The organism is Mycobacterium sp. (assembly GCF_035274705.1).
Lineage (GTDB): Bacteria > Actinomycetota > Actinomycetes > Mycobacteriales > Mycobacteriaceae > Mycobacterium.
In genome coordinates this window covers 1-22,550 of the sequence record NZ_DATENY010000017.1, presented here as the reverse complement: position 1 = coordinate 22,550, position 22,550 = coordinate 1, and the positions used below count along the sequence as shown (strand labels likewise).

Annotated in this window: 21 protein-coding genes and 1 pseudogene; 5 read left to right on the top strand and 17 right to left on the bottom strand. The window is 64.8% G+C overall.

Annotation, left to right across the window (positions count from 1 at the left end; all coding sequences use genetic code 11):
- Positions 1–13: 13 nt before the first annotated feature.
- The 6 genes from VJV41_RS04335 to VJV41_RS04310 all read right to left on the bottom strand — a co-directional run bounded on the left by VJV41_RS04335 (position 14) and on the right by VJV41_RS04310 (position 8,114).
- A complete protein-coding gene (locus tag VJV41_RS04335; RefSeq protein WP_325331459.1) occupies positions 14–1,249 on the bottom strand; it encodes an acyl-CoA dehydrogenase family protein in 1,236 nt (411 codons plus the stop codon).
- The gene (locus VJV41_RS04330) at positions 1,246–2,238 is read right to left on the bottom strand and encodes a GNAT family N-acetyltransferase (protein ID WP_325331457.1); all 993 of its coding nucleotides are present in this window, start codon (positions 2,236–2,238) and stop codon (positions 1,246–1,248) included. The genes VJV41_RS04335 and VJV41_RS04330 overlap by 4 nt, the downstream gene beginning before the upstream one ends.
- Positions 2,235–3,791 carry an APC family permease gene (locus VJV41_RS04325; protein ID WP_325331455.1) on the bottom strand — a complete coding sequence of 519 codons (1,557 nt, stop codon included), beginning with the start codon at positions 3,789–3,791 and terminating at the stop codon, positions 2,235–2,237. The genes VJV41_RS04330 and VJV41_RS04325 overlap by 4 nt, the downstream gene beginning before the upstream one ends.
- 137 nt (positions 3,792–3,928) lie before the next feature.
- Positions 3,929–5,317 (bottom strand): LLM class flavin-dependent oxidoreductase, encoded by a 1,389-nt coding sequence (locus VJV41_RS04320; protein WP_325331453.1) that lies wholly within the window; start codon positions 5,315–5,317, stop codon positions 3,929–3,931.
- Entirely contained in the window at positions 5,314–6,627 is a 1,314-nt protein-coding gene (locus VJV41_RS04315; protein WP_325331451.1) for an NtaA/DmoA family FMN-dependent monooxygenase, read from the bottom strand. Before VJV41_RS04315 ends, VJV41_RS04320 begins: the two co-directional genes overlap by 4 nt.
- 311 nt (positions 6,628–6,938) lie before the next feature.
- Positions 6,939–8,114 (bottom strand): cytochrome P450, encoded by a 1,176-nt coding sequence (locus VJV41_RS04310; RefSeq protein WP_325331449.1) that lies wholly within the window; start codon positions 8,112–8,114, stop codon positions 6,939–6,941.
- Positions 8,115–8,203: 89 nt separating this feature from the next.
- Between VJV41_RS04310 and VJV41_RS04305 the strand changes: the two genes are divergently transcribed.
- Positions 8,204–8,788, top strand: coding sequence for a helix-turn-helix domain-containing protein (locus VJV41_RS04305; protein WP_325331447.1), 585 nt, complete (start codon positions 8,204–8,206; stop codon positions 8,786–8,788).
- Positions 8,789–8,803: 15 nt separating this feature from the next.
- Here VJV41_RS04305 and VJV41_RS04300 read toward each other — a convergent pair whose 3' ends face one another.
- The 4 genes and pseudogenes from VJV41_RS04300 to lepA form a co-directional block, all read right to left on the bottom strand.
- Positions 8,804–9,439: a sensor domain-containing protein gene (locus tag VJV41_RS04300; RefSeq protein ID WP_325331445.1), complete on the bottom strand. Its 636-nt coding sequence runs from the start codon at positions 9,437–9,439 to the stop codon at positions 8,804–8,806.
- Between the two features lie 176 nt (positions 9,440–9,615).
- Entirely contained in the window at positions 9,616–10,152 is a 537-nt protein-coding gene (locus tag VJV41_RS04295) for a DinB family protein (protein ID WP_325331443.1), read from the bottom strand.
- A gap of 22 nt (positions 10,153–10,174) precedes the next feature.
- Positions 10,175–10,882, bottom strand: a complete 708-nt coding sequence (locus tag VJV41_RS04290) for a sensor domain-containing protein (protein ID WP_325331441.1) — start codon at positions 10,880–10,882, stop codon at positions 10,175–10,177.
- Positions 10,883–10,890: 8 nt separating this feature from the next.
- Positions 10,891–12,803, bottom strand: a pseudogene (gene lepA, locus VJV41_RS04285) (translation elongation factor 4).
- Between the two features lie 21 nt (positions 12,804–12,824).
- On the opposite strand from lepA, the gene VJV41_RS04280 reads away from it, so the two are divergent.
- On the top strand, positions 12,825–13,436 hold the full coding sequence (locus VJV41_RS04280; RefSeq protein WP_325331439.1) for a type II toxin-antitoxin system PemK/MazF family toxin: 612 nt from the start codon (positions 12,825–12,827) through the stop codon (positions 13,434–13,436).
- A 77-nt stretch (positions 13,437–13,513) separates the two neighbouring features.
- Here the strand turns inward: VJV41_RS04280 and VJV41_RS04275 are convergent, their stop codons facing one another.
- The 3 genes from VJV41_RS04275 to VJV41_RS04265 all read right to left on the bottom strand — a co-directional run bounded on the left by VJV41_RS04275 (position 13,514) and on the right by VJV41_RS04265 (position 15,234).
- The gene (locus VJV41_RS04275) at positions 13,514–14,113 is read right to left on the bottom strand and encodes a GNAT family N-acetyltransferase (RefSeq protein ID WP_325331499.1); all 600 of its coding nucleotides are present in this window, start codon (positions 14,111–14,113) and stop codon (positions 13,514–13,516) included.
- An 18-nt stretch (positions 14,114–14,131) separates the two neighbouring features.
- Complete coding sequence (locus VJV41_RS04270) at positions 14,132–14,563, bottom strand: CBS domain-containing protein (protein ID WP_325331437.1); 432 nt, start codon at positions 14,561–14,563, stop codon at positions 14,132–14,134.
- Between the two features lie 80 nt (positions 14,564–14,643).
- Entirely contained in the window at positions 14,644–15,234 is a 591-nt protein-coding gene (locus tag VJV41_RS04265; protein ID WP_325331435.1) for a TetR/AcrR family transcriptional regulator, read from the bottom strand.
- A 79-nt stretch (positions 15,235–15,313) separates the two neighbouring features.
- Between VJV41_RS04265 and VJV41_RS04260 the strand changes: the two genes are divergently transcribed.
- Together VJV41_RS04260 and VJV41_RS04255 are read left to right on the top strand one after the other, a co-directional pair.
- Positions 15,314–16,495, top strand: coding sequence for an FAD-dependent monooxygenase (locus tag VJV41_RS04260; protein ID WP_325331433.1), 1,182 nt, complete (start codon positions 15,314–15,316; stop codon positions 16,493–16,495).
- Positions 16,496–16,497: 2 nt separating this feature from the next.
- Positions 16,498–17,520: an aldo/keto reductase gene (locus VJV41_RS04255; RefSeq protein WP_325331431.1), complete on the top strand. Its 1,023-nt coding sequence runs from the start codon at positions 16,498–16,500 to the stop codon at positions 17,518–17,520.
- Here the strand turns inward: VJV41_RS04255 and VJV41_RS04250 are convergent, their stop codons facing one another.
- Genes VJV41_RS04250 through VJV41_RS04235 form a run of 4 tightly spaced genes read right to left on the bottom strand, consistent with a single transcriptional unit; the run spans position 17,521 to position 21,521 of the window.
- Positions 17,521–18,240: a helix-turn-helix domain-containing protein gene (locus VJV41_RS04250; RefSeq protein WP_325331429.1), complete on the bottom strand. Its 720-nt coding sequence runs from the start codon at positions 18,238–18,240 to the stop codon at positions 17,521–17,523.
- On the bottom strand, positions 18,233–18,982 hold the full coding sequence (locus VJV41_RS04245) for a creatininase family protein (RefSeq protein ID WP_325331427.1): 750 nt from the start codon (positions 18,980–18,982) through the stop codon (positions 18,233–18,235). The genes VJV41_RS04250 and VJV41_RS04245 overlap by 8 nt, the downstream gene beginning before the upstream one ends.
- On the bottom strand, positions 18,979–20,349 hold the full coding sequence (gene glnT / locus VJV41_RS04240; protein WP_325331425.1) for a type III glutamate--ammonia ligase: 1,371 nt from the start codon (positions 20,347–20,349) through the stop codon (positions 18,979–18,981). Before glnT ends, VJV41_RS04245 begins: the two co-directional genes overlap by 4 nt.
- An 8-nt stretch (positions 20,350–20,357) precedes the next feature.
- On the bottom strand, positions 20,358–21,521 hold the full coding sequence (locus tag VJV41_RS04235) for an aromatic ring-hydroxylating dioxygenase subunit alpha (RefSeq protein ID WP_325331423.1): 1,164 nt from the start codon (positions 21,519–21,521) through the stop codon (positions 20,358–20,360).
- Positions 21,522–21,698: 177 nt separating this feature from the next.
- On the opposite strand from VJV41_RS04235, the gene VJV41_RS04230 reads away from it, so the two are divergent.
- The coding region (locus tag VJV41_RS04230) for a ribonuclease Z (RefSeq protein WP_325331421.1) at positions 21,699–22,550 on the top strand (852 nt) is incomplete at its 3' end.

Genomic DNA, 22,550 nt, shown 5'->3' with positions numbered 1-22,550 from the left:
TAGTCCTGACAGGCTAGTTCCCTTGGCCCCCGCGTCCCAACGACGCCAGGTCGGCGACCGGGTCCTTGCCGTTGATCAACCAATCGCCGAGAATCCGCGCCTTGTAGACCCGGGGATTGTGCGAGGCGAGCGTCCGTGCGTTGCGCCAATGGCGGTCCAGCAACCGCTCCTCTGAAACACCCGATGAGCCGAGCGCATCGAATATGGTCGTCGTCGCCCGCAGCGCCGCATCGATGATGACGAGCTGCGCCTGCGTCACCGCCACTTCGGCATCGATCAAACGCTGCCGAGCGTTGTCGTCATCGCCCGCCAACCGGCCGGCAACGACGCGGTCAAGGCTTCTGGCGCTGTGCGCCAGAGCCGCCTCGGCGGCGAACGCGTCGGCCGACACTTGGCCAATCACCTGCAGCAGTTGGGCATCGCCACTGGGAACGTCTGACAACCCTTGCGGGTAATTCCGTTTGCGTTCCGTCAGGGCCGCGGAGCCGTCGCGCAGCGTCGCTCGCGTGATGCCGGTGAGCACAGAGAGCATGGCGATCTGATAGAAGTGCGCCTGATAGCTGAACCGTTCTGCGGCTGGGAAGACGTCGCCGCGGTCGGCGCGGACGCGGTCGTATCGAGCCGTGCCGCTGGCGGTGGTGCGTTGACCGAATCCTCGCCAATCGTCCACCAGCGTCACACCCGGGTCGTCGGAGCGGACCAATGCGGTCACCAGTTCGCCGTCGTCGCCGCGGCCGAGCACATCCAGCCAGTCGGCGTAGAGACTACCGGTCGCATAGTATTTCGCGCCCGTGACCACCCAGTGTTCGTCTTCGGCCGCGATCGTGGTGACCAGATTCGCCAGCGTGACGTTATTGGCTTCGGTCCAGCCGCCGCCGACGAATGCACCTGTGAGGAACCGTTTGATCCACGTGTCATTGGTCTGCGACACCGGCGCGTTGAGCCGGTCCTCAACGAACGCGAGGTGGTTGCGCCAGATGTGGGAGACGTTGGCGTCGGCCTCGCCGAGGTCGGCGAGCAGCAGGAAGGTTTGCTCCAGTGATGCCCCAAACCCGCCTTGTTCCTCGGGTATTCGCAGGGTGCCGAATCCAGCGTCTTTGAGCCAGCCCACCTGCTCGTGTGGGAAAACCCTGTCCTGTTCCCGAACGACGCTGGCCTCGGCGATCTTGTCGAAGATCGGGAGGAAGGCCGATCGAAGGTTGTCGTCGGTTGCGGTGCGTTGCCGCAGATACGGTGTGTTGTCGGTCATTTGGAGTCTTCTGTCTCGATGCGATAGGCGAATTGATTTTCCACGGCGACGTATCCCAATCGGCGGTAGAGCAGGTGCGCATTGCTGCGGTTGTTGATGTCCGTGCCCAGGGAGGCGACAGAGAGTCCGCGCCGCAGCGCGGCGAGCCAGATCTTCTTCAGCAGGAACTCACCGATCCCGCGCCGCCTCTGGTCGCGCCGAACCCCGATGTAGTCGGTATGGGCACTGCGCTCCTCGGCCGCCCCAACGCCCGTGGTGTAGGTCGATCCCAGCACGTAACCCACCACATCGCCGTTGCCGTCGACGGCGGCGAGGCTGAAATCGGCCGTGAAGGCCCGGCTTTCGATGTGATGACACCACAGCTCCTGCGTCTTCGACATGTTCCCGAAGTGCTCGAGGAACGTGTCGAACTGCAATTGGCGGACCTGTTCTCCCAGGCCGCGCTCGACGATCTCAGGCCACTGCACCACCGTCAGACCGTCGACCGCCGCGGCCCGCAGACGCGCCGGATCCTCAGCGCCAAGCGGCTTTCGGGTCCGGATGAACTGGCCTTCCTGGACCGCACCCCTGCGGGTCAGCGCGTCGATCGCGGATTGCTGATCGCCACCAATGAACACCCGCAAGAACGCGTCGGGAATGCCGACGGCCTCCTGATGAAATCGGGTGACAACAGCGCCGACGAGGTCGTCCACGACATTGGGCGGGGTATTCGGGTCGAATACGAAGTCCGCCGACACCTCGGGCTGTAATCCGTGCGGACGGTGTAGCGCGGTGTATCCGCGTACGCGGCCGGAGTGGTCGCGCACGAGCGTCGCGCCGTCGGTGAACACACCGTCGAGCTGTTCGGCGACGTCGCGTGAGTCTGCGGCGAACTTGCGCCCGCCCAAACCCCTTGTGGTGGCGAGGAAGTCGGCAATCCGCGGATGGTCGTGAGCCGTGGCGGTCGCCACCGACCAGTGCTCGATGATCGGATGGTCGGCGAGTGTCATCGCGCCACCGGCTCCTTCTCGCGCTCCTGGGGTTCCGGGTCGTCATCTGCACTGGGCACGGCGGCCTGCTCGTGAAGGGCGTCGAGTATTCCCTCGTCGGCCAGGCGTTGTTGCTCTGCCTCCGATAGCGTCTGGATGGTGCCGACACGCTTGGCCACCTCGGGTTTTGCGCGCTTGAGGTACCAGTACCAGGCCAGCCCGGCGAGCAGGATGCCGACGAAGATGAACGGCAGGATGTTGAACGGGAATTCCGGCACAGGATAGAAGTTGGAGAAGATCACGTACCCGAGCGCCGCTGTAGCCGCAACCGACACGGTCAGTCTCAGTGGCGTCAGCGCCTTGATCTTGTAGAGCCAGACCGGCGTGGCGATAACGACCAGCAGGTAGCTCGTCAGGAAGCCGTAGTTAGCGACGTAGCCGCCGTACACGTCAAAGACCACTCGGCCGGCCGGGCTGAACGTCGCAACCACAGAGAACACGAACGCCAGCACACCGATGAAGGCGATGCCGACCCACGGCGTCTTGTACTTGTGGTGCACCTTCGTCAGAACCTGTGGCAGCGCGCCTTCGTGCGCGAAGGTGAACAATGACCGAGCGGCTGCGGTGGTGACTGCCGTGACGAATACGATGTACGCCACCGCGACCGCGCCGGTCACGACGTAGTTGACCCAGGCGACATTGGTGTCAGCGGCCAGCTGCGGGAGGATCGCCGTGTCCCCGTCGATGTTGCCGAAGAACAGAATCTGCGGGTAGGTCGCGACGATGTACAGCACGCCGATGAGCAGAACGACGCGCAACAGCGATCGCGCGATGGTGCGGTGGGCATCCTTGGCCTCGGCGCCCAGCGACGCAACACTCTCGAAGCCGGCATATGCCCCGACCGCCGAAACCGCCGCGATGAATGTTGCGCTGTTGCCGAGGTGGCTGGGATTCCATTGCTCCCAATCCACACGGAAGCCGTAGCCGATGTAGGCGGCCACGATGATCACGAAGATGGACGCGAGCGCAATAAGCTCAAAGCCCAGTTCATATTTCGCCGCGACCGAAACGCCGCGGAACGGCAGATAAGTGGCGAGCGCGACGATCACGACGACGAGCAGCAGGCGAAACCAGGTGGCCTGCGACCCCAGCCCAATCGACTCCAGAAACGAGTCGAGGTAGACCACACCGCCGAGCGTCCCCGTGGTCGCGAACCCGATGTAGCCGACAAGAAGACTGAAACCGGCGGCGTAGGCGAAGCCAGGACCCAAGCCGTTGCCTGTATAGGTGCCCAGCGATCCCGACGACACGGTGCGCTTGGCTTGGAAGCTGATGGTCGCGGCGATGAGGACCGTGATCGCCAGTCCGATGACGGCGGCCCAGGCTGCGCCCTTGCCCGCCGCAACGAACAAGGAGAACGGCACGCCGGCGACCGCGACGCTCGGTGCGGCGGCGGCAAGGCCTTGCGCGAAGACGCCCCAGAACCCCAACGCATCCCGCTGCAAGCCGCGTCCCTGAGCCGACGTCAGCGCACGCCCTCCCAATGACGCTTCGGGGCGAACCTGTGTGGACATTCTCTCTGCCTTTCTGGCCGGCGTTTTCGGGCCGTGGCGTATTGTCGTGTGTGCTGCTAATGCTTTGGCGCACAGGCGGTTAACGAGTTGTTGATGTGATTGTCACGATGCCGGAAAGTCAGCCGTAACGTGAGTCATCAAATCGACAAGATTCTTTTCCTGCGGAACGCGGCGCCTGGGTGATCGTCGGGCAACAATGCGGACGCGCCCGGAAACAGCTTCTGACGCAGAGTTGCCGACCCGTCCTGATCACGCGCCCGACCACGTCGGCGCAGTTCCGGTATCAAGTACTCCGCGACATCGGCGAACGTTCCGGGCGTGACGTGGTAGACGATGTTGAATCCATCGATGCCGGCACGAGCGGCGTATTCCTCCAATTGATCGGCGATGGTGACAGGTGAGCCGACGAAGAGTTCGCCACCGAACCCACCTAACCCGCCGACGTAGTCGCGCAGGGTTAGGCGTTGTCGAACGCTTGGATCGTCGACCGCCGCCAATATCGAACGGCTGGCGTCGGTCTCGAATTGCTCGATCGGCCTGTCGACGCCGTATTCCGACCAGTCCACTCCGCTCAGCGCGGACAAGAGCACCAAGCCGGCTTCCAGGTCGTGGTATCTCGACAGTTCGGCGGCCTTGGCCTGTGCGGCCGAATCTGTGCTGTCGACGACCACTTCGATAGACGTGATGAACTTGATCGACTCGGGATGCCGACCATACCCGGCCGCGCGTTGCCGCACATCGTCGATGTTGGCGCGAAGCACCTCCGGCCGTGGGTCACTGGCGAACACCAATTCCGCATTGCGGGCCGCAAATTCGCGACCTGCGGTCGACGTGCCAGCCTGGAACAGCACGGGCGTTCGCTGTGGCGACGGTTCCACCAGGTGAGCGCCCGGCACGGTGAAGTACTGGCCCTCATGGGCTATGGCGTGCACCTTGGCCGCGTCGGTGTACACCCCGCGGACGCGGTCTCGAAGCACCGCATCGGATTCCCACGAGCCCTCCCATAACTTATAGGTGACCTCGACGAATTCCTGGGCGATGGCATAGCGCTCATCGTGCGGGATCTGCTGCTCGCGTCCAATGATGTTGCGGGCCGCGCTGTCCAGAAGCGAGGTGACGATGTTCCAGCCGATCCGGCCGCCCGTCAGATGGTCCAGCGTGCTGAACTTGCGGGCGAGCAGGTACGGGCTCTCGTACGTGGTTGACACGGTGATGCCGAAGCCAAGGCGCTCGGTCGCTGCGGCCATCGCCGACACGGCGAGCAGGGGGTCCGTCACCGGGGTCTGCACGGCCTTAGCCAATGCGGAGGTGGCGTCGCCACCGAACACATCGAGCTGGCCGACCGCGTCGGCGATGAACAGCACGTCGAAACCACCATCATCCAACAGCTTCGCGAGTTCCACCCAATAGCGGACGTCGGTGTAGTTCGACGTCTGGTCCAATGGGTGACGCCACAACCCGAAGTTCCCGTGCGACACCGTCGACATGGTGAACGCCGACAGCACAAACGGCTCGGGCGTGCTCATGCGCCGACGTCGTATCGGTTGGCCGGTGCGGGAAGCCCGAGGTGGTCGCGCAGTGTGGTCCCGGTGTACTCGTGGCGGAACAGCCCGCGCTTGCGCAGGAGGGGGACCACTTGTTCGACGAAGTCCTCGAACTGTCCCGGCAAGCCGGGGCCCTGGAGCACGAAGCCGTCGGCCGCCCGTGACTCGAACCAACTCTCGATCTCGTCGGCGATCTGCTCCGGCGTTCCGACAATGCTTGCGCCCCAGCCATTGACGGTTCGATACAAGAACTCCCGCACAGTAGGACTGCCCTCCGTGGCGAGCGCGCGGTAGCCCGCCAGCGCTGTCTGGTGCGTCTCGGTGCTGTCGGGGAACGCCGAGTCGGGTACTGGCCCGTCGAGGTCGGCACCGGTAACGTCGACGTCGACCTCGAGTAGCCAGCCGGCCTGATATTCCGGGCTGAAGTACTCGTAGGCGGTGCGCTCGATCCGGTGCACCTCGTCCTCTGTGGAGCCCACGATGAACCGCAGGGACGGTGTGATGAGCGGTGGTTCGCTTCGGCCCTGGCGGCGTGCCTCGTCATGGATCTGCCGGTGGAAGTCTTGTGCCCGAGCCCTATTGCCCTGGCCGGTGAAGATGACCTCGGCATGGCGCGCCGCAAAGGTTCGTCCCGTTGTCGACGATCCCGCCTGGAAGATCACGGGCCGGCCCTGTGCCGAACGTGCCGCACCGATCGGCCCCTTGACGTCGAAGTACCGCCCACTGTGGTTGGGTACGTGAATCTTGGTGACGTCGTGGAAGATTCCCGCGGCCCGGTCTTCGATGATCGCGTGATCGCCCCATGAATCCCACAGCTTCTTCACCACGTCGATGACCTCTTCGGCGATGCGGTACCGCTCGTCGTGGTCGACGACGCCTCGCGCGCTGAAGTTGTCGGCCGCGGCCCGGGCGAAGCTGGTGACGAGGTTCCATCCGGCACGCCCGCCGCTGAGGTGATCGAGCGAGAGAAGCTGGCGTGCAAGGTGATATGGGTGTTGCAACGTCGCGGATCCGGTGACGACCAACCCGATATGGTCGGTGACCGACGACAGCGCAGCCGTCGTGGTCAGCGGCTCGAAGTCCTCGGTCGTCTTGTACGCCCACGTCGCCGGAGGGCCGAAGTTGAGGCCGTCGGCGAAGAACAACGCATCGAACGTACCGGCCTCGGCGGTACGGGCGTGTTCGATCAGACGTCGACGGACGCCGGCGGTGCTGTTGTCGATGTCGGGGTGCCGCCACGGCCCGGCAGACCTCGTATTGCCGAAGGCAAGCAGATGGACTTCACACGTCACGCCATGGAAGTTACTGTCGGCTCACTGCATCCGCGTGGGTTAAAAACGCGCAGAACGCAATTCCATCAATCGGCGAGCTCTCAGCGTTTGACGGGCCTCATGTCAGAAGAAATCCGCCGAGCGCGACGATCAGGGCACCAAGTGCGAGAACTACCCATGGCCAAGCTCCGTTGACACGGATCAACGGAAGTGCTCCCCCGTCGGGACCGACGAGGGGAAGGTTTTCGAGCACTACTCAAGGCTAGGGCGCGAGCCACGGTCAGCTCAGATTTCAAATCAGCGTGTATACAACTCCGACCTCGACACAGCGCTCACCATCGCACCGGTAGCGCGGTCAGCCCGCCGGCCAACGCGTCCGGCCGCATCGTCAACTGCTCGGCGGCGACTGCCAGCCGCATAGTCGGGAATCGCGAGACGAGTTGCATGAACACCGTCTGTAGCTCGATGCGTGCCAGCGGCGCGCCCAGACAGTAACGGGCGCCGTGACCGAACGCGAGATGGTTTGCGCTCGAACGGTTCACGTCCACTCGATCGGGATCGGCAAATACGTTGGGGTCATGGTTGCTCGCGCCAATTTCAAGCAACACCAACTCTCCCGCCTTGACGGTGACTCCCCCGATTTCCAGGTCAGTCCGCGCGTAGCGAGGCATCACGCCACCGCCTCGCCGGGAAGCCCGCAAAGTCTCCTCTATCGCCTTCGGAACCAAGGCGGGCTCATCGACAAGCGCCTGCCACTGTTCCGGGTTACCCATCAAAAGCACAGCAGTGAGGCCGATTTGGACCACCGTGGTCTCGTGTCCCGCGAACAGCAAGGCCATCGACAGCTCGGCGGCTTCGTCGTCCGACACCCCTTCGGTCACACACAGCCGGGAAATCACATCGTTGGCGGGCGTGCGGCGTTTGACGGCGACAAGCCCTCGGCCGTAGGCGTACAGCTGTGCCAAACCCTGTTCCGACGCGGCATGGTCGCGGGTGTTGGCGGCGGCGGTGGTCCAGGTACGGAATTGGTCGCGATCCTCGTAGGGCACTCCGAGCAGTTCGCAGATGACCAAGATCGGCAGCGGGACCGCCAGCTGCGCGTGCAAGTCGGCGGGTGGCCCCTGCTCACCGAGCTTGTCGAGCAGCCTGGCGCTGAGGGCCTCGATGCGCGGACGCAGGTCACCCATGTGCCGAGGCGTGAAGTGTGCTTGCAGCAACGCCCGCATCCGCGCGTGGTCGGCGTGCTCGGTGGCGAAATTGCCCAACGGTCCGCCGAACAGCGCCGACTCGTTGGTCCGCGCGGCGATGTCGGGGTGGGGATGTGCTCGGCCGAGCCGGTCGTCGTCGAGTAGTCGCCGCACGTCGGGGTGACGGGTGACCAACCACGCCGGATCACCGACCTCCGTTTGCACGCGGTGAATATGGCCCGTGGCCAGTAGCTCGCGCAGCTGCGGTGTGACCCGCAGCGGGTCTACCTGATCGAACGGTAGTTGCAGCGGGGTCGTCATGGCGGTCTCCACGGGGTGCGACCAGGTGTATAAGTCGACTTTAACAAGCGTACTTGTATAATCTCGTATAAACAAGAGGAGGTCGGCGCATGGGAACCGCGTCAGTCGAACGGCCGCCGCGGGTCCGCCGCATGGCTCGGGCCGAGCGCCGCGAGCAGATCCTCGACGCGGCCACCCGCGCCTTCGCTCGCTCCGGATTCGCCGCAACCAGCCTCGACGACATCGCCGCAGAAGCCGGCGTCTCGCATGTGATCCTCTACCGACACTTCGACTCCAAAGCCGAGCTCTACCGTGCAGTCTTGGACCGGGCCTGTGCCCGACTCGACGAGACTGTCGGCAGCGAGGGCTACGACGAAGGAACGATTCCCGTGCTACTGCGCGCGGCCGCGGCGGATCCAGACGGTTTCCGGCTGCTGTTCCGCCACGCGGCGCGGGAACCGCAGTTCCGCGATGTGGTCGACACCCTCCGCTCCACCGCGACCGAAATCGCCCAACTCCAGCTGACCGAGAGGATGCCGGCCGGTCCTTGGCGCGACTGGGCGGCACGGCTGGTTCCGACCGTCACTCTGGAGTCAGTCATCGCTTGGCTCGACTCCGGCCAACCTGACCCCGACCGCGCCGCAGAACACATTTGGCACGCCATCCAAGGGGTCATCGACGCCGCGAATGCCTGAAGATGCTTGTGTCGCTTATTTTTTCGCGGCGTTGGCTACCATCTCGTCGGCGATCGTGGCGGCCTCGTCCTTGATGCCGTAGCCGCATGCCCACGCCTCGACGGTCAGGTTGGAGACCATCGACAGCGCGTGCTGGCACTCCCACCCTTCGGCGTCTTCCTGCGTCGTCACTTGGGTGACCACCGTGTCCTGCGCACTCGCCTTGTCGATCTGCCAGAGGTACGTCGCGTCGCCGTCGTTAACCGAAATCGAATAGTTCGCGCATTTCTGCCACGACGACTTCGACTCGTCGAAGAACTTCTGCGCCTTGCCGGCCGACGGGTACAACACCGCGGTCTGCTCGACCCAATGCTCGTTGTCTTCGCTAGGTTCGCGCGCCACCTGGTCACGCATCGCGGTCCATCCGCTGCCGGCGTACACGGGCTCCTCGGCCCCGTAGATCGCGCCGAGGCAATCGGGGTCGGACACCTCACCGGAGTGGTCGGTCATCTCCTCCAACTCGCTGGTGACCTTCATCTGCGTGGAGCCGACGATCCCGTTGAGTTCGCCGATGGACAGCAGCACGTGGTTCAGCTTGGCCTCGGTCAGCAGCGGCACGTCGATCGGTCCGGCGTTCTGCGCGCGCACTGCGGTGCCCGAAACGGTGCTCACACAGCCGGAGAGTACGACAGACGCCGCAATGACGACCCCCGCGGCGCACGCCCGGGCAGCCTTGCCGATGAAGATCACCGCGTTATTGTGACCGACCGACGCGGCACACGTTGGCTGGCCGTCAATTTTTGCCAGTTTTGCGAGCTCACAGCAAAACTCGATATACAGTCCGCCGCTCAGGCGAGATCAGTCAGGGTGAGTTGCTGACGGTGGTGGTCGTAGTGCAGGCCCGGATAGCGGTAGACATCGGCCAGCGTCATGTATTCGCGAAAGTATGGGTCCCACCGGACGGGGTAATGCATGCCCCGGCGGAACGCACGAGGCGGCTGGCGGCTCAGCGACCTCTCGAGTGAATCGATTGTTCGATTGAGCTTGCTCGCCATTCGCGTGCGGTCATAGACGGTGGCCGCCAGGCAAGCCCCGTAGTAGTTGATCGCGTCGAACGGACGCGTCGCCGAATTGAGAACACGCGCAAAGCCCAAGCTGAGTGGGTCAGGTAGACGCCCGAAAAGACGCACGAGGACAAGGAGTCGCTTGACGACCATGTAGCCGAACACCATGTGGAACAGCAACTGCTCGTTCGTCCATCGAGTTCCGAGCGTCGGCTTCGCCCAATCGTTTTCCTCAGCACGTGCCATCAGACGCTGAAAGTCTGCGCGCACGCGCTCGAAATCGGCCATGAGAGCCGCACGATCGGGCACGGGTTCTGACATGGCATCCCTCTGTCCGATCGGGTCAGGAAGCGCCGATCTTCTGGACCATGAGATTGGCGACCTTGACAGCACCCGCTGCGCCGTTGCCACCGTCCGTAATCTCCACGTCCACAATGCAATCCGACGCCACCCCGAGCGCGCGCTGAATCGTCGAACCCGCGTCACGCATGACGACGGCCGACACGATCCTGTTGTCGATGGCAACGTCGGTGATCCTGCTCAACCCGTCCGCGCCATGCTGGGGTTGATGCACCACCAACGTCTGCCCGTTGCATCGATGCCACTTGTCGGCCGAGGCCGCGAAGAACGTCTGAGCGTCGTCGGGACTGGCGAACTGGACTACACCGAAAAAGCCCGACGCGGTCGGGCCGCTCGCATCGCCACCGGCCCACGACTGGCTGGCAACAGACCGTACCGGGCTCGCCTGATAGACCACCTTCTCCAGGCGATAGGCGGGACTCACACATTCGCTTGGCGTCGCGTCCGATTCGCCGACGCCTTGCAGCAGCATGTCGGACCCGCCTTCAACGAGTTGACCGATGAAGCCGCCGGTCCCCAGCGTGGTCGCCAGCTCGTCGACGGTGGGCAGGACCTGGTCCAGCGAGCGCGACGCAGACGGCTTGGCGGCGTCGACGATGTGGACGACGGATGCGCCGTCAACCGCGGGTGCGCAACCGGCAAGAACCACGCATGCGCTCATCACGGCGATCGTCGATCGTGATGAGCGCATCAGTCCACCTACTTCTTGGCCTTGTCGGCGGCCGCGGAGTCGGTCGACAGGGCAGCGACGAACGCCTCCTGCGGCACCTCAACGCGTCCGATCGTCTTCATCCGCTTCTTGCCTTCCTTCTGCTTCTCGAGCAGCTTGCGCTTACGCGTGATGTCACCGCCGTAGCACTTCGATAGCACGTCTTTGCGCATCGCGCGGATGTTTTCGCGAGCAATGATCTTCGAACCGATCGCCGCCTGCACCGGAACCTCGAACTGCTGGCGCGGAATCAGTTCCTTCAATTTGGTCGTCATCTTGTTGCCGTAGGCGTACGCCGAATCCTTGTGCACGATCGCGCTGAACGCATCGACGGCCTCGCCCTGCAACAGAATGTCGACCTTGACCAGCTCGGCTTCTTGCTCGCCCGCCTCCTCGTAATCGAGGCTCGCGTAGCCGCGGGTCCGCGACTTCAGCGCGTCGAAGAAGTCAAAGATGATCTCCCCCAACGGCATTGTGTAACGAAGCTCGACCCGTTCCGGGGACAGGTAGTCCATGCCGCCGAGTTCGCCGCGACGGGACTGGCACAGCTCCATGATCGTGCCGATGAATTCGCTTGGCGCGATGATGGTGGTCTTGACGACCGGTTCGTACACGGTCCGCATTTTCCCCGCCGGCCAGTCCGACGGGTTGGTCACGATTTTTTCGGTCCCGTCCTCGAGCACCACGCGGTACACCACGTTTGGCGAGGTGGAAATCAGGTCCAGGTCGAACTCGCGCTCGAGCCGTTCACGCGTGATCTCCATGTGCAGCAGCCCGAGAAAGCCGCAGCGGAAGCCGAACCCGAGCGCGACCGATGTCTCGGGCTCCCACGACAGCGCGGCGTCGTTGAGCTGAAGCCGCTCCAGCGCGTCGCGAAGATCCGGGTAGTCCGATCCGTCGACCGGATACAAGCCGGAATACACCATCGGTCTGGGCTCGCGATACCCGGTCAGCGCCTCGGTAGCGCCGTGGCGCGCGCTCGTCACCGTGTCACCCACCTTCGACTGGCGGACATCCTTCACACCGGTGATGAGGTAGCCGACCTCGCCGACACCGAGCCCGGCGGTGGGTTTCGGTTCCGGGGACACGATCCCGACTTCCAGCAGTTCGTGGGTGGTGCCGGTGGACATCATCTTGATCCGCTCGCGTGGCGTGATCTTGCCGTCGACGACGCGGACGTACGTGACCACGCCGCGGTAGATGTCGTAGACCGAGTCGAAGATCATCGCCCGCGCCGGCGCATCGGCGTCACCGATCGGGGCAGGCACCTGGCGCACCACCTCGTCGAGCAGCTCGGACACGCCCTCGCCCGTCTTGCCCGACACACGCAGCACGTCGCTGGGTTCGCAGCCGACGATGTGCGCGATCTCCGCGGCGTAGCGATCCGGATCGGCGGCGGGCAGGTCGATCTTGTTGAGCACAGGAATGATCGTCAGGTCGCGGTCCAGCGCCAGGTACAGGTTGGCCAGCGTCTGCGCCTCGATGCCTTGGGCGGCGTCGACGAGCAGCACCGCGCCCTCGCACGCCTCCAGCGCCCGCGACACCTCGTAGGTGAAGTCGACGTGGCCCGGGGTGTCGATCAGATGCAGGACGTACTCATTGTCATTGACTTGCCATGGCAGCCGGACATTTTGGGCCTTGATGGTGATGCCGCGCTCGCGTTCGATGTCCATCCGGTCCAGGTACTGCGCACGCATCGAGCGTTCGTCGACAACACCGGTCAGTTGCAGCATGCGATCGGCCAGCGTCGACTTGCCGTGATCGATATGGGCGATGATGCAGAAGTTCCGAATCTGCGCCGGCGCTGTGAAGGTTTGGTCGGCGAAACTGCTGATGGGAATCTCCTGGTCGGACGGGCCTTGTGCGTTACCAGGGTATCGAGGCGAGGCCTTTCCGACACAATCGTGGGCGCTCCCCTTCACTTATGCTCGAAAACATGGCTCCGCCGTGGAAGTCGTTCCAGCGTTTTCTCGATGTCACCGAGAACCTGGTGTTCAACGAGGCGCCCAAGTTCATCCGTGGAATCCAGAGGTCTGAAGCGGTGCAGCGTGGCATTCAGGTCGGGATCAAGGTCGGACTCGACGCACTGACCGGTTCCGCCAATGACGACGCCCCGGCGCTGACGGCCGGCCGCCCGATCACCAAAGACAGCGTTCCGACGGCGATGCGCGCACGCAAGCTGGTGTACGCGCCCGATCTGGACGGCCGCGCTGACCCCGGCGAAATCGTGTGGACCTGGGTCGTTTACGAGGATGACCCGACGCGCGGCAAAGACCGGCCGGTGCTGGTCGTCGGGCGCGATCGCCGCACCCTGCTGGGCTTGATGCTGTCCAGCCGGGAGCGCCACCGCGACGACCCGGACTGGATGGGCATCGGCAGCGGCAGCTGGGATTACGAGGGCAGGGCCAGCTGGGTGCGCCTGGACCGGGTACTCGACGTGCCCGAAGAGAGCATCCGGCGCGAGGGCGCGATCCTCGAGCGGGAGACGTTCGAGCTGGTCGCGGCGCGGCTGCGTGCCGAGTACGCCTGGAGCTGACGGCTCTCCGGCGAGTGACCGTGTTTGTACGCAACACGCCGCAAGTAGTGGCGTTTTGCGGTCGCTCACGCGGACAGCTAGCGCGCCTGCCTCCACATCGGCCACATGCTCGGCCCGCCGTCGGGCAGCTTGATCTCGCCGGTCACCTCGAAACCGAACCGCATGTAGTACGGCACCGTCTCCTCTTTGGTGGATTCCAGGTAGGCCGGTGCATGCTCGGCGTCGCAGCGGTCCAGCCGTGAGTGCAGCAGCGCCTGACCGAAACCCGCGCCGCGCACGGTCGGGTCGCTCCCGATGGCCATCAGGTACCAGTGCGGCTCCTCGGGATGCACCTTTTTCATGAGTTCGGCGACTTCCTGCGCCGCCTTGGCCCGGGACCGGAATATCCACAGGAATGCGGGCGTCAACATCAATTCGTCGAGCCGCGACGGCTTCGGTGGCGAGGGGGGATCCCACAACGTGGCGGCTCCGATATCCGAGCCTGTCGAGGCGACCTCCACGCCGCCGCGGGCGAGGTACTGACGTCGCGTGAGGATGGAGAACATCCGCGGTAAACCCTTGGCCCGCAGGCGATCGTCGGGCAGCATCCACTTCATGATCGGGTCGTCGTAGAACGCCCTGCCGAGCGTCGCCGATAGTGCGCGCACATCGGATCTCTGTGCGTGACGCACATGGATATCCGGTGGCACAGGCGGTCAGCGGCCCTGGGTGATGTAGGCCTGGAGCTGCTCCTGCTGGGCCTCGAGCTCTTCCATTCGCGTCTTCACCACGTCGCCGATGCTGACGATCCCGGCCAGCCGGCCGTTCACGACCACGGGGATATGTCGAACCCGCTTCTCCGTCATCAACGCGCTGAGATGGTCGACAGAGTCGTCCGGTGTGCACGTCGCGACGAACGTGGTCATGATCTCCGACACCGGCCGCCTCAGCAGCTCGGCGCCCAGTTCATGCAGTTTGCGCACGACGTCGCGCTCCGACACGATGCCCACCAGCCCGTCGGGCGACACCACCACCATCGCGCCGATGTTGTGCACGGTGAGTTCGGTGAGCAGCCCGGCGACCGAGGTCTCCGGCGTGATGGTTGCCACCGACGCACCCTTGTTCCGCAATACGTCCGCGATCCGCATCGATGCCTCCGCTCGTGATGTATTTCACAGGTTAGGGCCGACTCGCCCGCCGCGAAAGGGATTCCGAGGTTGCAACACCGTCACGTCCACGGCCGAAGCGCGACAGCGGTGGCTCGTTGCATTCGCTCGCGGACGGTGTCGGGATCCATATCGCCGTCGCGCAGCAGAACCTCCAGCGCGCCGCCGATCGCGCCGACGAATGCGCCGACCAACGCGGCGGCTTCGACCTCGTCGAGCTCGTCGGGAAAGGCGGCGTGCAGCCTGTCGGCGATCTCGGTCTGCGCGTCGAGCTGACGCTGCAGACCGCGTCCGCGCACCGACGGCACCGAGCGCACGAATCGCAGGCGCAGTGCCGCCATCGAACCCACGAGGTCATCGCCGGCATCACCGAGCTCGCCGAGTGCACGCAGCAGGATCTCGGTCGGCCGCTCGCCGGGCCGGCGCTCGTCGATCGCCGTCAGGGCGGCCTGAACACGAGCGTCGGCGTCGGGGAAGAGCACGTCCTCCTTGCTAGCGAAATAGGAGAAGAAGGTGCGTGTGCTGACGTCAGCCGCCGCGGCGATGTCCGCGATCGTCGTGCCGTCATAACCCCGCCGCTCGAACAGCTGCGCGGCGGCGTCGATCAGTGCCTGCCGGGTGCGGGTGCGCTTGCGCTCACGCAGTGACGACATGGTCGGGACCTTACCGCGAAACTGAGAGTCTTCTGCACTCATAGAAATTTTGCACTCACTGCAATTAGGATTGGTTTCCATGCAGCGGGCATTGATCTCCGGCGCGGGCATCGCCGGCGCGACTGCCGCATATTGGCTGGCCAAGTGCGGTTTCGAGGTGACGGTCGTTGAGCGGGCGTATGACCTGCGGTCGAGCGGCAGCCCGGTCGACGTCCGGGGCGCCGCCGTCGAGGTCGCCGAGCGGATGGGCGTGATGGCGCAGATCCGCGAGGCCGACACGTGCGTGCGCCAGATGGTCTTCGTCAACTCCCGCGGCCACGTGGTGAGCCGCGTCGACATGCGCAACACCTGGGCCGAAGCGGGCGAGGTGGAGTTGTCCCGCGGCGAGCTCGCGGCGATCCTGCGCGACGCGGTTCCCGACGATGTCGAGTTCGAATACGGCAACACGGTGACCGCCCTCCGACAAGACGCGGACGGTGTGACGGCGCAGTTCAGCTCGGGTCCCGCTCGCCGATTCGACGTGGTCATCGGTGCCGACGGGGCGCATTCGGGCCTGCGCGCGCTGGCGTTCGGCCCCGAGACCGACTACCTCGAGCACCTCGGCGTGTACGTCGCCACCCTGCCACTGGACGGGGAGACCGGAACGGATCTCGTCATGTACAACACGCCGGGTCGGGCGGTCGCCATCCATCCCGCCGGTGGCCACCCGGGCGCGGCGTTCATGTTCCGCGCGCCGCGGATCGCGCATTTCGACCACCGAGACATCGAGCAGCACAAGCGGCTGCTGACAGCCGCTTACGCGGGCGCCGGCTGGCGCGTGCCCGAACTACTGGACCGGGTCAGAACCGCCGATGACCTGTACTTCGACTCGGTCAGCCGGATCCAGGTGCCGGCGTGGTCTCGCGGTCGGATCGGCCTCGTCGGTGATGCCGCTTCGTGTGTCTCGTTGTTCGGCGACGGCTCCAGCCTGGCGATGATCGGTGCGTACACGTTGGCTCAGTCACTCACCGGCGACATTCCGGCAGGCCTGCGCACCTATGAGGCCCGACACCGACCACAGCGCGCGGCCAAGGAGAACTCGGTGACATACGCGACGAGGCTCCTGATCCCAGCCACGTCGGCAGGCATCGCACTCCGCAACGTCGCCATGCGACTGATGCCGCTGGTCACCGCGGCGCAACGGCTGGGCGCCCCGCGGGGAAAATGGCATTCGCGGTCGCCCCTGCAGGAATACAGTCTCGGGGAGGCTCGTTGGGAGTAGTCATGACAAGCGCGAACTCTGTGCCCGCAGTCAGTCTGGGTGACGAATTATCCGTCAGTGCAATCGGTTTCGGTGCAATGGCGCTGACTCCCGTGTACGGCGAGGTTGACGATGCCGAGTCCCTGGCCACCTTGCACGCTTGTGTCGACCTGGGCGTGACGTTCATCGATACGGCCAACATCTACGGCGGAGGCGAAAACGAGAAACTCATCGCCAAACTGCTCGCCGACCGGCGCGACGAGGTCACTCTCGCAACCAAATTCGGTATCAGCGGCAATCCGGCGGACCGGGCGGCGGGCCGCATCGGCGTCCGCGGTGACCCCGCCTATGTCCGCCAGTGCATCGACGAAAGCCTGCAACGACTGCACACCGATGTGGTCGACCTGTACTACATGCATCGGCGCGACGTGAATGTGCCGATCGAAGAAACGGTCGGCGCCATGGCCGAATTGGTGGCCGCGGGCAAAGTGCGCCACCTCGGATTGTCCGAAGTGACTGCCGACGAGCTACAGGCCGCCGTATCGGTGCATCCGATCGCTGCGGTGCAAAGCGAATGGTCGATCTGGAGCCGCGACGTCGAACTCCATGTCGTGCCTGCGGCCGCCGAGCTCGGCGTCGGCTTCGTACCGTATTCGCCTCTGGGCCGGGGCTTTTTGACGGGCACGGTGCGCTCGGCCGCTGACCTGTCGTCGCCGACGGACTTCCGTAAGACCATGCCGAGGTTCAGCGCTGACGCGCTGGACGCCAACCTCGCCGTCGTCGAGGTGGTGAGGTCGGTCGCGCAAGGGCAGGGCGCGACGCCCGCACAGGTCGCGCTGGCATGGCTGCGTTACCGTGCCGACGCGCTGGGCGTCGCCTCGGTGCCGATCCCCGGCACGCGCAGGGCTGAACGCGTCGAGGAAAACCTCGGCTCGCTGACCGTCACGTTGACCGCCGAGCAGCTAGACGCCCTCGATGCCGCGGGAGCGGCGGTATCCGGGCAGCGCTATGCGGATTTGACCTGGGTATCGGCAGGACGGGAATAGTCAGTCCGGCAGTGGCCGGGTGACACGCAGGGCGATCGCCGCGTCGTCGAATTGGGACGCCTGGGCGCTGATCCGGCTGATTTCGCTCGGGCGCTTCAGCAGCCCTCGCACGGCGATGATGGCGACCTGCTCGCCGACCCGGATCGCCTCCTCCACGCGGTCGCCCTGGTCCGTATGCAGTCGGGTGCGTTTCTGCGCGCCTTCGTCGAAGTTCAACAGCAGAGCGGCCGTTTTGTGCCGTTCGCATTCGACGAACTTGCCCTCGCTGACCGCAGCGCCGATGAGATCGACGACCCAGTCCTTCAGGCGCTCGTAATCGGTCCAGAACTGATGGAATTCGGCGCGTTGGTCGTGCGCGATGCGCTGGATTTCGTTGAAGTCGATCGGCGCGAGGGCCAGCTGCATGGTGTCGAACCGCAGCAGCCGGTACAGCTTGACTGCGGGCGATCCGGAACCGGCGCCGACCTCGGAGATGAACTTCAGCGGCGCCCGGTTGACCAGCAGCGCCTCGCCCAGCAGCTGTTCCTTGTTGCGGAACCAGTAGTACAGCGACGACTGCTGCAGACCCGACGCCCGCGCGATATCGCTCATCGTCGTTTGGGCATAACCCTTTTCGGCGAACAGCCTTGTCGCCGCGTTGACGATGTCAGCGCGGGGTGACGTCGTCGGCGCGGTGGCGGTGTCGTTGCGAGGTCGTCCGATGGAGTGGATCCTAGCCAAGCGGCGGCTTCTCACTGTGAGCTCGCTCGACCACGTCCCGCGCCGCCGCGACCACGTCCTGCCACAGTTCGAGTCCCATCGCCTTGGACGCGCGCGACGGGTATCCGGTCACACCGTTGGTCGAGACATGCTGAACCGGATATCGGAATACGACGCCTTCGGTCCGATCGGGGTCGTCGGCGTCGAGGATCCTGTCGGTGTCGACGAGCTCGGGCCGCAGCACCAGCATGAGCGACGTCTCCGCGGCGTTGGCATGCCAATCGGCCGCGTCCTCCGTGGCCCTGCGCGCAATGTCGGGCGTCAGATCCCACCACTGCATGACGCCGATCTGCAGCTCGTGAAACTCCCGACGGAAGCGGTCGCACGCGATCCACAAAGCGGCCGCGTTCCCGACATGTCCGTTGACGAACAGGATTCGGCGCAGACCCGAATCGACGCATGCCTCCGCGACCAGTCCGGCCGCCGCTGCGGTCTCTTCACCCGAGAACGCCACGGTGCCCGCCATCCGCGTGCCGTGAAAGAAGCTGGCGCCGAACGCCAGTGCCGGCAACACGACTGCCACATCCCCCGCCGCGGCGTCGGCGAGCGCCGTGGCGATGACCGTGTCGGTGCCAACCGGAAGGTGCGGCCCGTGTTGTTCGGTCGCACCGACCGGGATCAGGGCCACGCAGTCTGGATCGGCCGCGAGCCGGTCGGCCAGCTGAACCGACGTCAACTCCTCCCACCTGTGCGCCACGGTCACCAGAACCTCAGGTAGCGCTCGGTCTCCCACGCGGACACGTGCGCGGTGTAGCTGTCCCATTCGGCCTGCTTCTCCGCGACGAACGACTCGAACATCGCGTCCCCGAACACTGTCCGCACGAGGGGATCCGCTTCGAGCGCATCGATGGACTCACCGAGCGACCGTGGCAGCCAACCGATTCCACGTTCGACCAGGTCCGCCTCGGTGAGCCGGTACAGGTTGTCCCGGTTCGGCTCGCCAGGATCGAGTCCTTCTCGGATGCCCTCCAGCCCGGCGGCCAGCATGAGCGCACCGCCGAGGTACGGGTTGTTGGCGGCGTCGGCGGCCCGGCATTCGACACGCCCGCCGCCCCTGGGGATGCGCAGCATGTTGGTGCGGTTGTTGTCGCCGTAGCAGGCGAAGACCGGCGCCCATGTCAGCCCGGACATGCTGCCCTGCTTGACGAGCCGCTTGTAGCTGTTTACGGTCGGCGCGATGACCGCGCAGATGGCGTGCGCGTGGCGCAGCACACCCGCAATGAACTGGTATCCGAGCGTGGAGAGACCGCAGCCACGCGGATCATCTTCGGCTGCAAACAGATTGGTTCCCGAGATGTCGGCCAGCGACATGTTGTAGTGGGCCCCGCTACCGGTGCGGTCGGCGAACGGCTTGGGCATCCACGACGCGAACAATCCGTGCTTGCGGGCGATCTCGCCGACCATCATCCGGAAGAACACCAGCCGATCCGACATCGACACCACGTTCGTGTATGCAAAGTCGGTCTCGAACTGCCCGTTGCCGTCCTCGTGGTCGAACGAGTAGACATCCCAGCCTAATTCGTTCATCGCCGAGACGATCTCGTCGACCACCGGATAGTTGTGCAGCATCGTGCGCAGGTCGTAGCACGGCTTGTCGAGGTTGTCGTCGGGACTCGCAGGTGACGGCGTGTCGGTGTCGGTGAGCAGAAAGAACTCGGTCTCGATACCGAGGTTGAAGGTGTACCCGAGCGTCGCGGCGTCGGCGGTGACGCGCTTGAGGATCTGACGGCTGCAGGCCTCGAACGGGGTGTCCCCGATCCATAGATCGCCTGGAAACCAGGCGACTTCGCGGTTGAACGGCATGATGATCGGGGCGTCGAGGTCGGGATGCGGCGCGACCTCGTCGTCGTTCACGTCCTGGGGCACGCCGTCGAGAGCGGCTCCGGTGAACATCTCCGATCCCAGTGCCGCCTGCGTCAGATGGCCGAGCGGAACCATCTTGCACTTCGGCTTGCCATGCATGTCGACGAAGCTGATCGCGGCGTACTTGACGCCCTTGGCCGCCAGCTCGTCAGCAACTTCACGCGCCATCGACGCGACGCCGGTTTGTCCATTCAGGGTTGTCGTCATCTGATGTGTCATCCTGCCGATGCGAGAGTGGTTGTGGGGTTGATGATTCCGAGCTCGCGCCCGAGGTAGCGGTAGAACTCCCACAGCGGCCGCTCGAGATGCGACAGCCGGCCGGTGCTTGACACCCCTGACCGGACGGCACGCTGTACCGCGGCACAGACGTCGAGATCCTCGCGGTGGATGTCGCAGATCAACTTGACCAGCTCGCTGCGGCGTTCCTCGATGCCGGGCGCGGCCAGCGCGGCCGGCGACATGCAGATGTCGAGCTGCAGTTCGATTTTGCCTGCCCCGAGCGGAAGTGTCTTGAGCCAGTACATGTATGCGGGGCCCATGGCGATCTGCAGCAGCGGATACGCGATGAAGATCAGCGACCGGTCCTTGTGCTCCGCGGTCAGCGTGTCAGCACCCGGCGAGAGAAACGGCGGATCGGAGGGATACCCGTCAACCTGCTTCGACCACATCGTGGTGAAGTAGTCACCGACCTCACCGGTGTAGCTCAGAGACGCAGGGAATCGGTCCTCCAGCGACCCTCGGTGCGGCCCCATGTGGTGGTAGCACTCCATGAAGTTGTCCACCATGATCTTCCAGTCCCATTCGCAGACACCCCAGTCGGTCTGCTCGACGGTCCGGTAGTTCTCCAGGTCGTAGACGTCGACGACGGGATCGAGCGCGGCGTATTGGCTCGCCAACGACTCCGCCTGTCCGTCGAAATTCACCATCACGAAGCCTTTCCAGACTTCGTGGCGGAACTTCTTGAGCGGATAGTCATTCCGCTCGAATCCCGGAGACTTCTTCATTTCCGGCGCTCCGGCCAGGTGCCCGTCGAGGCCGAACGACCAGAGGTGATACGGGCACTGCAGTACGTTGGCCTCCCCTGCGCCGCTGCACACCTCCATCCACCGGTGCGAGCAGTTGCGCGACAGCACTCGGATCTCGGAGTGCCGGTCACGCGTAACCACCAACGGGGTGCCGAGGATGTCGATGCTGTAGTAGCTGCCCGGCGTCGGCACCTGCTCGACGCGGCACAGCGGAATCCAGCCGCGCTTGAAGATTCGGTCGACCTCGGCGGCATACAGTTCGTCACTGCTGTACGCCTCGGGCGGCAGCGTAATCGCATTGTCAGGTGATTCCACCGCGCACGTAGCGGTGATACGGGAGTAGTCGAAGCTCACGCTCGCTGACGCTATGGGCGGACTGTTGCGGAGCTGTTTCCTGGCCGTAAATGACCTATTGATATTGGATGTTGGCGGTTACCTGAGCTCACCTGGATGTTTGGTGTTGGTGTTCAATACAGTATTGAAACGAACGTTCGGCGTCTTTACGTGCGCGAAAACGGTAGGAATAACCTCATGATTGAGGTCACCCTGCTTGGCACTGGTAGTCCCGTTCCCGACGCGCACCGGGCGGGACCGTCAACCCTGGTGCGAGCGGGCGAGCACACGTTCCTGATCGACTGCGGCCGCGGTGTGCAGCAGCGCATGACCGCCGTCGGTGTCGGCGCGAACGGTTTGACCGCGCTGCTGCTCACGCACCTGCACAGTGACCACATCGCCGACCTCGGCGACCTCATCATCACCCGATGGGTCGCCACGTTCACGCCCGAGCCCAACCCACTGCGGATCATCGGGCCGCCGGGCACCAAGGCGGTGGTCGACGGGTTCCTCAACGCGTTCGCGCCCGACATCAGCTACCGCATCGCACACCACGCCGACCTCACCGAACCTCCGCAAGTCGAGGTGGAGGAGCATGTCGAAGGTCTGGTGTGGAACCACGACGGCGTGCGAATCACTGTGGCGCCCACGGATCATCGCCCGGTCGAGCCGACTATCGCGTTTCGGGTCACCTACGAGGGAGCGTCGGTGGTGCTGGCGGGCGACACCGTGCCGTGCGCCAGCCTGGATGAGTTGGCCTCCGGCGCAGGCGCGTTGGTCCACACGGTGATTCGCAAGGATCTGGTCGACTCGATGCCGATGCAGCGGATCCGCGATATCTCCGACTACCACTCCTCAGTGGAAGAGGCCGCGGCGACCGCGGCGCGGGCCGGTGTCGGCATCCTCATCCTCACCCACTACGTGCCTGCGATCGTGCCGGGCCAAGAGGACGACTGGCGCGCGCTGGCAGCATCGGCGTTTGACCAGCAGATCGAACTCGGCGACGACCTGCACCGCGTCGAGGTTCACCCCGGCGTGGGCGCCAAGCCG